Origin of the sequence: Sphingobacterium alkalisoli (genome assembly GCF_005049105.1) — a bacterium.
GTDB lineage: Bacteria > Bacteroidota > Bacteroidia > Sphingobacteriales > Sphingobacteriaceae > Sphingobacterium > Sphingobacterium alkalisoli.
Genome location: NZ_SUKA01000001.1, coordinates 243,816 through 260,947 on the forward strand (window position 1 = coordinate 243,816; position 17,132 = coordinate 260,947).

The 17,132-nt window shown below is 42.6% G+C and carries 8 protein-coding genes; 7 read left to right on the forward strand and 1 reads right to left on the reverse strand.

Going from position 1 to position 17,132, the window contains the following annotated elements; translation table 11 throughout:
* The first annotated feature begins 124 nt into the window (after nucleotides 1-124).
* The 6 genes from FAZ19_RS01020 to FAZ19_RS01045 all read left to right on the forward strand — a co-directional run bounded on the left by FAZ19_RS01020 (nucleotide 125) and on the right by FAZ19_RS01045 (nucleotide 12,008).
* On the forward strand, nucleotides 125-1,864 hold the full coding sequence (locus FAZ19_RS01020) for a phospho-sugar mutase (RefSeq protein WP_136818743.1): 1,740 nt from the start codon (nucleotides 125-127) through the stop codon (nucleotides 1,862-1,864).
* A gap of 1 nt (nucleotide 1,865) precedes the next feature.
* Nucleotides 1,866-2,408: an NUDIX hydrolase gene (locus FAZ19_RS01025; RefSeq protein WP_136818744.1), complete on the forward strand. Its 543-nt coding sequence runs from the start codon at nucleotides 1,866-1,868 to the stop codon at nucleotides 2,406-2,408.
* A gap of 64 nt (nucleotides 2,409-2,472) precedes the next feature.
* Nucleotides 2,473-3,786, forward strand: a complete 1,314-nt coding sequence (locus FAZ19_RS01030) for a nicotinamide mononucleotide adenylyltransferase (protein ID WP_136818745.1) — start codon at nucleotides 2,473-2,475, stop codon at nucleotides 3,784-3,786.
* Between the two features lie 233 nt (nucleotides 3,787-4,019).
* Nucleotides 4,020-6,899, forward strand: coding sequence for an aminomethyl-transferring glycine dehydrogenase (gene gcvP / locus FAZ19_RS01035; protein ID WP_136818746.1), 2,880 nt, complete (start codon nucleotides 4,020-4,022; stop codon nucleotides 6,897-6,899).
* A gap of 362 nt (nucleotides 6,900-7,261) precedes the next feature.
* Nucleotides 7,262-10,288, forward strand: a complete 3,027-nt coding sequence (locus FAZ19_RS01040; protein ID WP_211245408.1) for a SusC/RagA family TonB-linked outer membrane protein — start codon at nucleotides 7,262-7,264, stop codon at nucleotides 10,286-10,288.
* Nucleotides 10,289-10,298: 10 nt separating this feature from the next.
* Nucleotides 10,299-12,008 (forward strand): RagB/SusD family nutrient uptake outer membrane protein, encoded by a 1,710-nt coding sequence (locus FAZ19_RS01045; RefSeq protein WP_136818747.1) that lies wholly within the window; start codon nucleotides 10,299-10,301, stop codon nucleotides 12,006-12,008.
* A gap of 59 nt (nucleotides 12,009-12,067) precedes the next feature.
* On the opposite strand, the gene FAZ19_RS01050 is transcribed toward FAZ19_RS01045, so the two are convergent.
* A complete protein-coding gene (locus FAZ19_RS01050) occupies nucleotides 12,068-16,117 on the reverse strand; it encodes a hybrid sensor histidine kinase/response regulator transcription factor (RefSeq protein WP_136818748.1) in 4,050 nt (1,349 codons plus the stop codon).
* A 252-nt stretch (nucleotides 16,118-16,369) separates the two neighbouring features.
* Here FAZ19_RS01050 and FAZ19_RS01055 point away from each other — a divergent pair, with 252 nt between their 5' ends.
* Nucleotides 16,370-17,080 carry an SAM-dependent methyltransferase gene (locus tag FAZ19_RS01055; RefSeq protein WP_136818749.1) on the forward strand — a complete coding sequence of 237 codons (711 nt, stop codon included), beginning with the start codon at nucleotides 16,370-16,372 and terminating at the stop codon, nucleotides 17,078-17,080.
* The last annotated feature ends 52 nt before the right edge of the window (nucleotides 17,081-17,132 follow it).

Below are 17,132 nucleotides of genomic sequence, written 5' to 3' on the forward strand. Positions count from 1 at the left end.
AGATGCGTGTTTCCCGTTTGTTGCCTACATAGATCGTGAAAAAATTATTGGATTAGCGACGGTTTTATAAGTGCATTTTGGTGCATTAAAATTATATTTACAACAAAAAATTATAGTGTTAGTCATGACGAACTTTGATAACGAAACAAATGGCCGGATTCAACAATGGTTGACGGCAGAATATGATGAAAATACAGTAGCGCAGGTACAAAAGTTAGTAGATGAGAAAGAGGAAACAGAGCTACTGGATTCATTCTACAAGGAACTGGAATTTGGCACAGGAGGTCTCCGCGGTATCATGGGGGTAGGTTCCAATCGAATGAATAAATATACCTTGGGAAAAGCGACGCAGGGTTTGTCAAACTATCTTAAAAAGGCATTTGCTAAAGAAGACCTGAAAGTTGCGGTTGCGTACGACAGTCGTAATAATTCGCAGGTTTTTGGGAAAATGGTGGCGGATGTATTTTCAGCCAACGGCATAAAGGTCTACTTGTTTGAAGAGTTACGCCCAACACCTATGCTTTCCTTCGCGGTGCGCCATTTTGGTTGCCAAGGGGGTGTTATGCTGACTGCTTCACACAATCCCAAGGAGTACAACGGTTACAAGGCCTATTGGAATGATGGTGGTCAGCTGGTTGCTCCTCATGATAAAAATGTGATTACCGAGGTAAATGCCATACAGTCGGTTGCCGAAATTAAGTTTGAAGGGAATACCGAGAATATTACGGTTTTAAAAGAAGATTTTGATCAAATCTATATTGATGCAAATAAAAAGCTAAGCATTCATCCAGAGGTCGTTGCTGCAGAGAAGGACCTCAAGATTGTGTTTTCGCCGATTCACGGAACGGGTATTACCCTGGTTCCCAAAATACTTGAAGCTTGGGGGTTCAGGAATGTAGCGGTGGTGGAAGAGCAATCGAAGCCCGATGGAAATTTCTCAACCGTGATTTACCCCAATCCGGAGGAAGAAGAGGCGATGTCTATGGCCAAACGTAAAGGCGAGGAGCTTGATGCAGATGTTGTGATGGCAACAGATCCCGATGCAGATCGTGTAGGTGTGGCCGTTAAGAATGCAAAGGGCGAATTTCAGCTGCTGAATGGTAATCAGATTGGGAGTTTGCTTACCTACTATGTACTGTCGGCCAAAAAGGAAAAGGGTGAATTACAAGATGCGGATTATATAGTGAAGACCATCGTTACGTCTAACCTATTTTCGGATATTGCCGCGAGTTTTGATGTAAAATGCTACGAAACTTTAACGGGATTTAAGTTTATAGGCGAAGTCATTACGAAACTGGAAGAGAAAGAGAACTATTTGGTCGGTGGTGAAGAAAGCTATGGTTTTTTGGTGGGCGACCTTGTACGTGATAAGGATGCGGTTAACTCCTGTGCTTTTATTGCGGAGATGACAGCTTATTTTAAAAGTCAAGGCAAATCACTTTTCGATGTGCTGCTGGAGATCTATGAGAAGTACGGGTTTTACCAAGAGAAGCTGATTTCATTGACAAAAAAAGGAAAAGCGGGTGCCGACGAAATTAAACAGATGATGATCGACCTTCGTGCGGATTCACCAAACGTATTGGGTGGTGTTGCCGTGCGCGAAATCCGGGATTATGAAAGCAAGGAAGCCTATAGCCTAACGACAGGTGAAAAGCATACCATCGATTTACCCAAGTCGGATGTATTGCAATTTATCACGGTAGACGGTGATGTGATTTCAGCTCGTCCTTCAGGTACGGAGCCGAAAATTAAATTTTATTGTTCGGTAAAAGAAAATTTATCCGCTGCTTCAGAATACGATAATGTAGCGCAGAAATTAGAGGATAAAGTGAAACGAATTATGGCGGATATCGTAAAAAACTAATATGGAAAAGTGGACGCTCCTAGATTCTAAATATATTATTCAACGGCCTTGGGCGACGCTACGGGTAGATAAGCTGCAATTGCCTAATGGTAATATAAAGGACGAGTATTATGTGCTGGAATATCCGACTTGGGTTAATATGATCGGCATTACAGCCGAGAATCAAGTGCTATTTGTGACGCAGTATCGGCATGGTTCAGGAAAGATAATGACGGAGTTGCCGGCTGGGGTTGTAGAAGAGGGAGAAGATCCAGAAGATGCCGCCCGAAGAGAATTGCTGGAAGAAACCGGTTATGCCTTTGATTCGATCGAAAAGATAGCCGAGCTGTATGCTAACCCGGCGACAAGTGGAAACATTACCCATACCTACGTATTACAAGGAGGAAAGAAAGTGCAGGAACAGGAATTGGACAACTCAGAAGATATCGACGTGGTCTTAATGTCTATAGAAGAAGCCAAGACTTTTTTATTTGAGAACAAGATCGGCCAGGCGCTGCATTCTTCGGCATTGTTTTATGCCTTCAAACATTTGGGCATGTTGTAGGTGCTAGACGAGAGATATTAGGTGTGAGATACGAGAGTGAGGTAACTTTTTGTACCTTTGCAAAATGGCAAGAGAGATATTCGAAACAAAACGAAAAGCACTAAAGATTAATCTTAATCCAGATATTTACGGAACGTTTGCAGAAATTGGTGCGGGTCAGGAGGTGGCCCGCAATTTTTTTGAAGCAGGGGCTGCTTCGGGAACGATTGCAAAGACGATGTCGGCCTATGATATGGCATTCAGTGACGCAATTTATGGAGCCGAAGAGTCGGGGCGCTATGTGAGCCGTACACGATTGACCAAAATGATTGAACATGAGTTCAATTTGCTCACCGAACGTCTTCAGGGACATAAGTACGCGAACAAGACGTTTTTTGCGTTTGCGGATACAGTCACAACCCTGAATTTTGCAAAAACAAATGAACCACACGGCTGGGTAGGGATACGTTTTCAACATGAAGTAGGAGGCCCCACAAATGATATCGTTATTCATATACGTTTGTTGGATAGCGACAATAGGTTGCAGTCCAAGGTGTTGGGGATTATTGGTGTTAACTTGGTGTTTGCGGCATATTTTTATGCAAATGATCCGCAAACAATGATTGAATCGTTGGTCGACAATCTTTCTGTAGGTTCTGTCGAAATCGACTTGGTCAAGGTTTCAGGGCCTATTTTTGAACAGGTAAACGAGCGCTTGATTAACCTCTACCTGATCGCAAAAGGATTTGCCAACGCGGCGATCTTCAGACCTGATGGGAGGGCCGTGCAAATAAAGGATTATTTATATAAAAAAAACATCATTATTCTACGTACGAAATATCGCCAGAAGTCGAACCCCAACTTCGACCTTTTTAATTTAGCCGTTGAGCAGTTTCGTAAGAATACACAGGCCGTCCCTGAGGACACGGTGGTTCTTATTGAAGTACTGATGGGAAATGCATTAGACGAAGATAATACCATTACCGATGCGGATTTAAACTATTTTGCAGAACGCGCTGAATATTTGTGTTCCACAGGAAACAACATTATGGTTTCTAATTTTCGACGTAACAATCATTTAGCTGAATTTGTCAAAACATTTCGACCCAAACATGTCGGAATTGCCACCAACGTATCCAATCTGCGCAACATCTTTACTTCGGACAATTACAATAAAGAACAGTATACCAACGAACTTCTTACCTATATTTCTGGAATGTTCAGCAAAGACGTGAAGCTTTATGCGTACCCGTATCTGAATAAAAAAAATAACGAAATCATTACCACGAAAAATATGACGGTGTCGGAAGAAGCGAAACCCCTTTTTGATTTTCTGATCAAAAACCACTATATCGTCGATATTGAAAATTACGACGAGAAATTTGTGAAAACCGTTTAAAAATAGAGTAAACTGGATGACGATATTTTTTTCGGCGATGTACTACTAAAAAGGTCGTTAAAATACGCAAACGATTGATTCCATACCCTTATAAGAATAAGCAATTTATACGAATTAATTCGCTTGAAAAAGCGTATCTTTGCGCATCAAAAATCACAAAAACTAAAAACGCTTAACTTAATTGAAATACAGTACGTTAAGTGATTACGAAAATACTCCAATCAAACGGCAAAATGAGTAACGTATATTACCAAGAAAAATTTGAAGATCGCCACAACGGCCCAAGTGCTGAGCAGGCGAAAGAAATGTTAGCCTTTTTAGGCGTCGATTCTTTAGATCAATTGATTGAACAAACTGTTCCGTCTCAGATTAGAGCTAAAAATCAATTAAATCTTCCTCCGGCGCTAAGTGAAGTAGCTTACTTGGAAAAAGTAAGGCAGATTGCTGAGAAAAATAAAGTAGTCAAGTCGTTTATTGGTCAGGGGTATTATGATGTGAATGTACCGGGAGTGATTCAGCGTAATGTGCTGGAGAATCCAGGATGGTATACGCAGTACACACCTTATCAAGCAGAAATTGCGCAAGGTCGTTTACAGGCCTTATTAAATTTCCAAACCGCTGTTTCCGATTTAACGGGTTTGGAAATTGCCAACGCATCGCTGTTAGATGAGGCGACGGCGGCCGCTGAAGCGATGTTTATGCTATATAGCGCGCGTAAAAATAAAGACGCAAATGTTTTCTTGGTTACGTCAAACGTGTATCCGCAAACTTTAGACGTATTGCAGACCAGAGCCATTCCTTTTGGTGTAGAGATTCGGGTTGCAGATATCATTGTGTCAAATTTGACGGATGATGTGTTTGCAGCATTCATCCAATACCCAGCAGCGGATGGTTCGATATGTGATTACAGGGCTTTTACAGAGAGCGCACATGCAAAAAATATAACCATTTGTGTAGCAGCAGATTTGATGTCATTAGCATTGTTGACGCCTCCGGGCGAGTGGGGTGCGGATGTTGTGGTCGGTAACTCCCAACGTTTTGGTGTGCCAATGGGATTTGGCGGTCCTCATGCAGCCTTCTTTGCGACCAAAGATGCATACAAGCGTAATATTCCAGGCCGTATCATCGGTGTAACGTCGGATTCTAACGGTAATTATGCATTACGCATGGCTTTGCAGACTCGTGAGCAACATATCCGTCGTGATAAGGCTTCCTCTAATATTTGTACGGCACAGGCTTTACTTGCCATTATGGCTTCGTTCTATGCCGTATACCACGGACCCAAAGGAATTAAGCATATTGCATCGCGTATCAATGATCTCGCAAAATTAGCAGATAAAGCTATCCAGGCATTAGGCTATCAGCAAATGAATAAAGCTTATTTTGATACCTTACGGTTTCAGGTGGGTGATCAGGTAGGTACGCTAAAAGGGGAAGCGTTAGATAATGACTTGAATTTCTTCTATCATAAAGGTACGGTAGGTATATCGATCGACGAAACCACGACGTTTGAAGATGTCCAAACAATTGTTAAAGTATTCGCTAAGATTAAAGGGAAAGTACATTCCGAGATGGATTTAATGGATTGGGCAAAAGAGGAAATCTCGTCGATCCCTGCAGAATTGGTTCGTACGTCGGCATATTTAACGCACCCAATTTTCAACAGCTACCATTCAGAAAGTGAAATGTTGCGCTATATTAAATCCTTGGAAGTGAAGGATCTTTCGCTATGTCATTCCATGATACCATTGGGATCCTGTACCATGAAGCTGAATGCCACCACGGAGATGGTTCCGTTGACATGGGCTCGCTTTGGCGGATTACATCCATTTGCTCCTGCGGATCAAACGACAGGATATATGCAGTTGATCAATGAATTGAATGACTGGCTATCGGAGATTACCGGATTTGCTAAAATGTCTTTTCAACCCAATTCAGGCGCGCAAGGTGAATATGCTGGTTTAATGGTTATTCGTGCCTATCACGAAAGCCGTGGTGAAGGACATCGTAATGTATGTCTGATCCCTGCCTCAGCGCATGGTACTAACCCGGCTTCCGCCTCGATGGCAGGATTGAAAGTGGTGGTCGTAAAATGCGATGAACGTGGTAATATTGACGTTGCGGATTTGAAGGCGAAAGCAGAAGTACATTGTGAACAGCTGAATTCGTTGATGGTAACTTACCCATCTACGCATGGCGTTTTCGAAGAGCCTATTATCGAAATCTGTCAGATTATACACAATAACGGCGGGCAAGTATATATGGACGGTGCAAATATGAATGCGCAGGTGGGCATAACGAGTCCCGGATTTATCGGAGCTGACGTTTGTCATCTCAACTTGCACAAGACCTTCTGTATCCCACACGGTGGAGGTGGCCCAGGCATGGGACCTATCGGTGTGGCAGCACATTTGGTTCCGTTTTTACCTAACCACGAGATCGTTGAAATATCAGGTGAGCAGGGAATATCAGCTGTTTCAGCAGCGCCATTTGGTTCGGCGTCGATTTTGGTAATTTCACATGCCTACATTGCAATGATGGGCGCTGCGGGACTTACAAATGCGACGAAAATGGCAATTTTAAATGCAAACTATATCAAAGCACGTTTGGAAAACCATTATCCGGTGTTATATGCTGGAGCAAACGGACGTTGTGCACATGAAATGATATTGGATTGCCGTGCCTTCAAGAACTTTGGTATTGAGGTAGGAGACATTGCTAAGCGTTTGATGGATTACGGTTTCCATGCACCGACGGTGTCATTTCCTGTAGCAGGGACCTTAATGGTAGAGCCAACCGAGTCGGAATCGAAAGCCGAATTGGATCGTTTTTGTGACGCCCTAATTGCGATCCGTAAAGAGATTGCTGCGGTCGAGCAGGGTGAGGTTGATCAAAAAGAAAACGTATTGAAGCATGCACCTCATACAGCAGAAGTCGTGACAGCAGATGCGTGGGATAGGACGTATAGCCGTCAGACTGCCGCATATCCATTGGAATATTTGAAAGTAAATAAGTTTTGGCCTTCTGTTGGCCGCGTAAACGATTCGCAAGGCGACCGGATGCTGATCTGTTCATGTCCTTCTATCGAAGAGTACGCAGATATCGAGGCATAAGGCCCTTTATCTATTTCCTATAAAGCCTCCATATTTAACGTATGGGGGCTTTATTATTTGTATCCCACATCAAGAAGATTGTATGATATAGGCCATAGAGACAACTCTTTTTCGGCATTTGAACTAATTTTTGACGTTTTTGAACCATAACTAAACATCAAATTTGTTACAAAACGTTCTCTTTGTATAGCGGAAGGCTGACTGACCCAGTTGCACCATATAAACCAAAAATACAAATGAAACAGCGAGACACAGATACTTCATGATTTGGGATACAAGAATACTTCACTCCCAAAAACTAGGCAATCCATTTTAAAACGATCGGCGTCAGCCATATTGATGCCGTTACCAATAAAATCTATATGATAAATCAAATAAGAAGCAGATGGTACAAGACCATTGTAATATTGCTGTGCGCACTATGTTATTCCATGTACGGATTAGCGCAAAGTTCCCAGATACGAGGAACAGTCAAAGATGCAAATACAAATGAGGCACTCGCGGCAGTTACCGTAACGGTAAAGGAAAGTCGTACTACAAGAAGCCAGACGGATGCTGCCGGATCATTTACGATAGATGCACCCCAAGGATCGGTTTTAATTTTTACTTCCGTAGGCTATGCCGATAAAGAAGTTACCGTGGGACAAGGAAACACGCTCGACGTGTTGCTCATTCCATCTGATAATATGCTGGAGGAATTGGTTGTCGTAGGCTACGGTGCACAAAAGCGATCTGATATTACGGGATCGGTGGCGTCGGTTCCAAAAGATCGGCTATCGAAGTTACCTGTAAATAATGTCATGCAGGCCATACAAGGAGCCGTGGCCAACGTAAACATCAGCCAGGCGTCATCCGTACCGGGTGATGCGCCTTCGGCGTTAATTCGTGGAAGGAATTCCTTTAGCGCGACTACAGGTCCTTACATTGTGGTAGATGGAATACCACTTTCCAAAACGGATGGATCCGTCAATGATATCAATCCCAATGACATCGAGTCCGTTGAAATACTGAAGGATCCTTCCGCGGTTGCAATTTATGGTGTAAATGGATCGAATGGTGTTATTTTGATCACGACAAAAAGAGGAACGACAGGTAAACCGACGATTCGTTACAGCGGTTATGGCGGTGTCGAAGAAGCTGCTCATATATTAGAACCGGTTTCTGGAGAAGATTTGCTGAAGCAGTATGCCGAGTATGCGCGCATTACGAATACGAGCTTGTACAATGGCGGTCCCGTGCGGAACGAGTTTGAATATGATAACTATATTAGCGGCAACACAACTGATTGGTTCGATGCGGTAATGCAGACTGGCGTTATTCAAAACCATAATATAGGTCTTTCGGGAGGAAGCGACAATGCGCGTTATTTTATATCGACTGATTACCTGAATCAAAAGGGGATCATAAAAGGGTATAATTACAAGCGCTATTCATTCCGGGCAAATACCGATTTTAATGCCACAAAGTACTTAACAGTGGGAACATCAGCCTTTATTGTTGCACACAATAGGGATGGAGGCCGTGCCAATTTAATGCAGGCGGCGGCGATGAGTCCTTATGCCAGAATGTATAATGACGACGGTACATTAACACAATTTCCGATGTATTCCGAATCATTGTGGTCGAATCCACTTCTGCCTACGACTTTGGATCCGGAAAGAAGAGAGTTTAATGTATCGTTGAACGGGTACGCTGAAGCAGATTTCGAAAATATTTGGGCACCATTGGCTGGCTTGAAGTACAAGTTTAACGGGGGATATTCCTTTATTCCTAAACGCACAAACGAATATGAAGGGGAGTCCGTGTATAATTTTGCGGGTTTAGGTCGCATTACGAACAGGGAATCGCAGACCTATACCATTGAAAATATTTTGACCTACACCAAGGACTTTGGTTTACACCGTATTGATTTCACGGGTCTGTATGCCGCAAAGAGTAAATACTACCAGGAAGCAATCGCGACAGGAGAAGTGTTTCCGAACGACGCGTTAGGCTGGGGTAATCTAGGCGGTGCATCGACACAAAAAGTTTCATCTTTTGCCGACCTTTATCGTTCCGTTTCGCAGATGGCGCGGATAAATTACGGCTACGACAGCCGTTATATGTTGACTTTGACGGTGCGTCGTGATGCTGCCTCTATATTTGGCGATAATCATAAATACGGGACTTTCCCTTCGGCCGCTGTGGCTTGGAATATCCACAACGAATCCTTTATGGCTAATACGAAAGATGTAGTAAGTAATTTGAAATGGCGTATGTCGTATGGTGTGTCAGGAAATGAGGGCATAGGTATATATGACGCGCTTTTTTTGATGAATTCCAATCCGCTTGCTATGAATGGCTTATCCAGCGCCGCGATACGCTACCGGGTACGCATGGGAAATGCGGATCTGCGTTGGGAAAAAACGGCCGGTTTTAATACGGGTGTTGATTTTGGTTTCTGGAACAACCGTATAACCGGTACGATAGATTTCTACAAAACCCGCACACAAGACATGCTACTTTCGCAGAATCTTCCGCGGCTTACGGGTTTTCAAAATGTGTTTACGAACTTGGGTAAACTCGAAAATACCGGAATCGACGTGATGTTGAATACCAAAAATATAGCAAAAGAGAACTTTAAATGGTCTACCACATTCGTTTTTGCACACAATAAAAACAAAATTGTTGATATCTACGGCGATGGTAAAGATGATTTAGGAAACCGATGGTTTATTGGCCAACCGCTTGGAGTTATTTACGATTATACCAAATTGGGTATCTGGCAAGAAGATGAAATTGCAGCGGACGTAAACGACGGATGGGATGCCCAAGCGGAAGCTGGCGCGGTGAAGTTGGCGGATCTCAACGGAGATGGAATTATCAATAACGACGATCGTTCTATTCTAGGGCAGACAGCACCAAAATGGACCGGGGGTATTACAAATAGCTTTACCTACAAGTCCTTTTCCCTAAATATTTTTATCAATACCGTACAGGGAGCGATGCGCAATAATCCACAGATCGGTGGCGCATCGGATGAGATGGGAAGACGGAGCACACCAGCCGAACTCGGCTATTGGACACCGGAGAACCAAAGCAATGAATGGCGCTCGCTGAGTAACCGTTCCAATATTTATGGCTATGCTTTTCCTTCCAATGCCAGCTTTACCCGGTTAAAAGACGTTACGTTCAGCTATAATCTTCCGCAGTCTGCTGCTAGCCGGATCGGTGTCGGAGGCGTAACGCTTTACGCAAGTGGTCGAAACCTCTATACGTGGACCAATTGGCTTGGTTGGGATCCGGAAGCGCGGGACGTGCCAAGAGGTAATTCTGTTGACGGCGTTGGCGACAACCTCAACTACCCCATGGTCCGCACTTACGTTTTTGGTTTGAATCTTACATTTTAAACATACAGTCATGACGATATATAAATACACAAAGATATTCTCGCTGTTCGCTTTGCTATCTTTTAGCGCAGCCTCCTGTAGCGACAGTTTCCTGGAGGAAAAGCCTTATTCCAACTATGATGCGAATGCCAATGATCCGTCTACTATAGAAAACCAATTGATTGGTTTGCATTATATCTATGCGGAATTATATGGTTATAGCGGACGACAGGGCTTTCTATCTATTTGGCAGATCGGGATGGATATAACGAGTGCCGGCTCAACAGAAGGCGTCGAAAATCCGTTTTATCAGTATGCGGATCTAAATTCCGAGAATGGCGGAGTGAGCTATATGTGGATAAAGTGCTATGAATTTATCAACAATGCGAATGGTATTATTCAGTCCGTTGGTGAAAGTAATCCCGCCGCTGCCGCTGAAGCTCGTTTTTTTAGGGCTTATGCTTATAATACACTAGTAACGCTTTGGGGAGACGTACCGCTACTAACGGAACCTATTAGTGTACCCACCTTTAATTATTCGAGAGCGCCTGTGGCAACTGTCGACGCTCTTATCGAAGAAGATCTGACCTTTGCGGTTGTTAATCTTCCAGAGGTAGGTAGTGCGGCTTCGGAAAGTCGTATCAACAAGGATATGGCAAGGCAATTGGCGGCAGAAGCTTACCTTCGCATGGGCATGCGGGATGCTAGTTATTTCGAAAAGGCGGAAAAGGAAGCTACGGATATCATCGACGGAGAGAAATATAAACTGATCGAGCAACGGTATGGTAAATTCCTGGCAGAAGGTGGAGATTATTACCGCGATATGTTCCGTCAAGGAAATATGCGCCGTTCTGAAGGAAATACCGAAGCGATTTGGACTTTTGAGCTCGAGTTTAACCGGGAGGTAAACGGTGGTACTATTGATAATCCGCAACACCGTCGGGTATGGCAGCCGGCGTACCATAAATGGGACGGAATGGTAAATGCAGATTCGCTGGGCGGGCGTGGTAATGGACGGTTGCGGTTGAGTAATTTTATGAAATATACGGTATGGAACGGACTTGCTGGAGATATACGCAACAGTAATTACAATATCCGGCGCACGACCAATTACAATCGCGTGGGATTTAGTACCGAGATTGGTGTAGATGCAGACGGTTATCGTGTAGCGAAAGATGCGGGCGTACAAAACATCACTATCAAGACAGGTGACAAGGTGGTCCCGTTTCGTACAGATAGTTTAGAAGTTTGGTATCCTTTTCCCACCAAATGGGGCGGGTATGATCCACTAGATGATTTTGGCTATGCCTTGGTAAAAGATTGGCCTGTCATGCGTCTCGCGGAAACCTATCTTTTGCGTGCCGAAGCGCGTTTCCGTCAGAATAATCCCGGAGGAGCTGCAGCCGATATCAATGTATTGCGAAATAGATCGTTTAAAGACGCCCGTACGAATTCCGGAAATGCTACGCTCGGTGCTGTATCTGCCGGGCAAATAACAGTTGACTTTATTCTTGATGAACGGGCTAGGGAATTGATAGCGGAAGAAAATAGACGGATGACCCTTGTGCGTACTGGAAAGTTGAAGGAACGTATCGCGTTAAATGGGGATCAAGGTCCTAGTAATAAAATAACGTCTGGATTTCAGGATTTTAATGCATTACTGCCGATTCCATTAACTGAAATACAGCTGAATAACAAGGAAGGAGAAGGACTGGTTCAAAATCTAGGATATACAAAATAAGTGTAGTTTTAAGTTGGCTTTATTTACCCTATTTTGGTGTAAATAAAGCCATAATTTTTCTAGTTCAGAGATCCACCCTTTTGGTATTCCGAAGGTGTTAGTCCAAATTCGGCCTTGAAACAAGTGGCAAAATAACGAGGATCAGAAAACCCTGTCGCAAAAGCCACTTCGCTGACCGATATGGACTTGTCTTGATCCATCATTTGACAGGCATGCTTTAGCCGAATGTTTTTGATAAACTCGCTCGGAGACAGATTAAGCAATACTTTCATCTTACGGTATAAGGTCGATTTAGACAATCCAAGCTTATCCCCCAGAACAAGCACATCGAATTTTGAATCGGATAAATGCTCCTCGATGATGTGGAGCATTTTTGTTAAAAACTTCTCATCCAACGGCGTATGATTTAGCGTGGAGATATTGACTTGTCGGTCTGCCTTAAAATCCAACTGTTTCGTCCGTTTGTTGATCACGAAGCTGTGTATTCTTGCTTCGAGCACTTTTAGCTCAAAAGGTTTACTAACATAACCATCCGCCCCCGCCTGATAGCATTCAATTCGATCGTCTATACTATTTTTGGCCGTTAATAATATAACGGGGATATGATTGATTTCATCTGTTTTCTTGATTGTTTTGCAAAGCGTCAGTCCATCCATTACGGGCATCATGATGTCGCTGATGACGATGTCAATTTCGTGCTTGCGTAGTAAGGTGAGCGCTTCTTCGCCCTGTGTTGCTTGGTAAATGTTATAGTTTTTTGATAAAACATTGCTCACCGTTTGTCGAAGATCTTCATTATCTTCTACCAGCAGCAGGTTGAGCTGCTGCTTTTCGGAATCCGGTAGGGCAAACTCCATATCAGTGGATTCTCCGATAGCGGAAGAAAGGCTCAACCCGCTCCTAAATTGTTCGCCGACTTCCTGTAATTCGGTTTCATGGTAAGCGTCTTTATCTATAGGAAAGCGAATGGTGAAGCAGGATCCTTTTTGTGGTACACTGTCTACGGTGATACGCCCGTGATGAATTTCGATAAGTTCTTTCGTGAGTGCCAGGCCAATACCATTGCTTTCTTTTTGTGTAGTGCGTTTGTTATTATAAAAAGGGATAAAAATTCTATCGATTTCTTCCGAAGAAATGCCTACTCCTGTATCCGCAATCTGTACTATTAAGTGTGTGCTGCCGTTTTCGCTGCTGCTTTGATAAGATAGGGAAACCCGACCCGCATCCGGGGTGTATTTGAATGCATTGGATAGGATATTAAACAGTATTTTGTCTAGCTTGTCTGCATCAAAGTAGCCTTCCAGTTCAGGTTGATGGGAAGGGAAATCAAAATGAATGTTTTTTCGTTTGGCCAGGGGACTAAAGTAAACCGAACACAGTTCTTCAATAAAATGGCTAATGATTCCTTGGTTTACACGAAGCTCCATTTGCTTATTTTCCACCCTTCTGAAATCCAAGATTTGTTGTAATAATCTTTTTAGGCGGTTCAAATTGAATCGCATTTTTTCATACTGGGAGAGGTTTTTCTTCGTGGTGATCTGCACATCATCGATTAGACAGGAAATAATTGTCAATGGGGTTAGCAGTTCATGAGAGATATTGGTGAAATAACTGAGCTTGGTCTGTATCAGTTCATTCGCTTTTTCTTTTTCGATCTGCGCTATTCTTAAATCACTGCGTAACTTCAGTCTATTTAGTGCAAAGGTGATGATATAATAGATAAGGACAATCACAATCAGCGTGTAAATAAGATAGGCTAAGTTGCTTTCGTAAAATGCGGGCTTTTTTTTGATGGTGATTTCAGTAACAGCCGAGTTCCATTTATTGTTAAGATCTGTGGATTTAATCAAAAAGCGATATTTTCCTTTGCCCAGGTTATTATACGTTGCGAAATGGCGTTCTCGTGGGGCATATACCCAGTCTTTGTCTATGCCTTCTAGCTTATAAGCGTACCTAATTTTATCGGGGTGACTATATTCAAGAGAGGTAAAGCTAATTTCTAAATTTTGGTCTTCCGGTTCCAAAACAAGTGACTGCTTGTAAAAGTCAAACTTTTGGTTCTGCGAATGAAGTACGGCGGATTGATTATTGATTTTAATGTCTGAAACGATAACACGAGGGGTATGTTCGGCAACAAAATCTGAATGTTCAAAATGTACAACGCCGTTGTATCCTCCAAAATAAACAGATTTATTTTTTCGATCCACTGCATAGGCTCGTTTTGCGAACATGTTTACATTTAACCCGTCGCTGGCAGTATATTCTATAATGTTTTTGTTGGTTGGGTTTATCTTATATATATTTCTAGTGGTTGACAGCCAGATGGTTTGGTCAAAACAGATGACATCAAGAAGCTGATTTTTCGAAAAGAGCTGTGAATTGGCGAACTCGTCTATTTTTTTCTGCTGAATATGGTAGCACAGCAAACGTGCATCTTTTGTGCCGATCCAAAGGTTACCCCGATCGTCAGTACTCATGGTTTCAATATGATCGGTTAGCAGCCCTGGTGTATGTTTGCCGATACGCTGATTTGCTTTCCACGGTTTCTGCGGATTAAGTTGATAAATCCCCTTGCTTCTGGTCGCCACCCATATACTTCCATCTGGGTCTTCGGAGATCGCCGTGATATCGTCCTGTATACCCTGGATCGCAAATAACTCTTGGTCGTCTTTTCCCTGCACAAGAATTCCGTTCGTTGTCGCGATCCAAATATTATGGTGCGTATCGGCGAAGAAAAAGAGCGGTATACCAGCCTGCGGGTTCCCTTCCAGTAGATTTATTTGCCGTTTTAGTAGGATGGCTCCATCGTTTTTTTGGAAAATCGATATGGTTGGTTCATACGACGAGCCAACCCAGATCTCATTATTCACTTCAAATGCGGAGGTTACCGCCCGGATAGCTACCAAATCCTTAAAACTGGTGTTGCTATAGGTATATACTATATTTTTTTGTGGATCAAATTTACCAAGACCAATCCGTTCCAGATTGAACCAAAGCTGACCGTCGTTGTCCCGATAAAGCATATTTAGAATTGGCGATAAACCATGTCTTTGCTTCACCTGTTCAAAGCCGAAATACCGCATATTCGGCCGATCAAAATGAATGGCGGATACACCTTTGCCTCCGATAGATAACCATAGTGTGCCTGTTCGATCTTGATAGATACCATTGAAAATATTGGACGTATTGTCAAACACGGACGATTGATCAATTGCTTTTAGGGCTCCTGTTGCGGTATACGCAAAGGTAGATACGCCGGAGAATGACAAAATCCAGATGTATTTTTTATGCCGATCTTGGATCATGTCATAAAAAAGCTCTTCTTTCCCTGTCCTCCTTTTATTTTTTATGATAACTTCCTGGTACAAGTTCTTTGGATCGTCGGGATTGAATAGAAAGAGTCCGTCTCCCCAGGTAGCGATCCAAAGTTGCCCATGATCGTCTTCCAACATTTTGAAAGGGTTGTTTCTTAGTCCTAGTTGTGGATAGGAAATAAACCTGTTTTTGTTTTTGTCCAATTTGAAAAGCCCTTCGCTCCAGACGCTCATCCACATATTCCCCCGGCGATCCTCAAAAATGATACTGACCGTACCCGAAGGGATGGTGTTTTTGTTATTCGGATCGTGTATGTATTTTTTTAAAAGACTAAGATCTGGTCTGTATACATAGATCGCATTAAGGGTTCCTACCCAAATGTTGGACTCCCCATCAATATGGATGGTCGTAATATTTGCATTTTCCAATGCTCGATCGGGAAAAGGGAGCACTGCATACGATCGCTTGTCCATCATATACAATCCATTTTGGGTCGCTAACAGAAGTAAACCTTTTACTTCACTTATCGACGTTATATTTTGATCAGCAATGAGGTTGCCGTCATTATTTTTTAGTTTGAAATTGAGTACATTAAAAGCATCAAACCGACTAAAACCTTGTGCAGTAGCAAACCAAATAAAGCCATCACTGTCCTGAAAAGTTCGGTTAACAGTTAACGAAGGTAATTCATGTTCAACGCCGACAGACGTGATTCCAATTTCTTGCGCAAACGAAAAGCAATAAAAAAATAGTATGGAAACTAAACTTAGGCAGTATGATGCAGCTCTCTTCACAATTATTCCGTTTAAAATCACTTAACTAAAGATACAGATAAGATGTCTTTAGATTATAAATCCTGTCGTATAATTTGGTAAGATATTAAAGATATCGTATTTGTACAAGTTTGATTTATTTATTGCCTCTTTCTTCCTGTTGGCTTTTAGCTAACGGGAAGAAAGAGGCATTGGGCAACAACTAATATCGAATAATGCAGAATGAGCGAAATTATTAAAAACTTCTTGGTTTAATTTTATAGGTTTGCGTATATGAATGCTGGTAAACTTTATTTGATTCCTGTACCGCTTGCGGAAGGTGCTGAGAAATCGTCTTATACGTTCTTGCACCAGGAAATAATCGATACTATTAACGAATATGTAGTGGAAAATGAGAAAACGGCAAGGCGTTTCTTAAAGTTAGCGGGGTTGAAAATACCCCAAAATCAACTAATTATGCACGACTATGGAAAACATGCCCGTGGTCAAATGGATTACGGCGAGGTTTTTGCGAATGTGCTGAAAGGTAAGGATATTGGGCTCATGTCGGAAGCAGGATGTCCCGCTGTGGCAGATCCCGGTTCGGATATAGTTCTAGAGGCACATAAAAGAGGCATTCAGGTAATACCCTTGGTTGGACCAAGTTCTATTCTGCTCGCATTAATGGCCTCGGGTTTTAATGGGCAAAAGTTTACCTTTCAGGGTTATTTACCTATTGACAAGGGAGAGCGCGCCAAGCGGATAAAGGATTTGGAGAATCAAAGTGCTCGGGAAAAGATGACACAGATTTTTATTGAAACACCTTTTCGGAATAATCAATTGCTCAGTGAATTATTGCGCATTTGTAAACCCTCTACGCTGTTAAGTATATCCAGTAATCTTACCGCTGCGGACGAACAGATTAAAACCATGTCTATAGCAGCCTGGAAAAAGAAACCGCAGGAATTGCACAAGATTCCCGCAATCTTTTTATTGTTTGTTTAAGTCTGCGTAAATTTAATCCCTGATGGAAACGCCGCATAGCAAACAGTAGAAT

Coding starts and splice junctions, on each gene's coding strand:
- FAZ19_RS01020 (WP_136818743.1), top strand. CDS start 125: ATGACGAACTTTGATAACGAAACAAATGGCCGGATTCAACAATGGTTG.
- FAZ19_RS01025 (WP_136818744.1), top strand. CDS start 1,866: ATGGAAAAGTGGACGCTCCTAGATTCTAAATATATTATTCAACGGCCT.
- FAZ19_RS01030 (WP_136818745.1), top strand. CDS start 2,473: ATGGCAAGAGAGATATTCGAAACAAAACGAAAAGCACTAAAGATTAAT.
- gcvP (WP_136818746.1), top strand. CDS start 4,020: ATGAGTAACGTATATTACCAAGAAAAATTTGAAGATCGCCACAACGGC.
- FAZ19_RS01040 (WP_211245408.1), top strand. CDS start 7,262: ATGATAAATCAAATAAGAAGCAGATGGTACAAGACCATTGTAATATTG.
- FAZ19_RS01045 (WP_136818747.1), top strand. CDS start 10,299: ATGACGATATATAAATACACAAAGATATTCTCGCTGTTCGCTTTGCTA.
- FAZ19_RS01055 (WP_136818749.1), top strand. CDS start 16,370: ATGAATGCTGGTAAACTTTATTTGATTCCTGTACCGCTTGCGGAAGGT.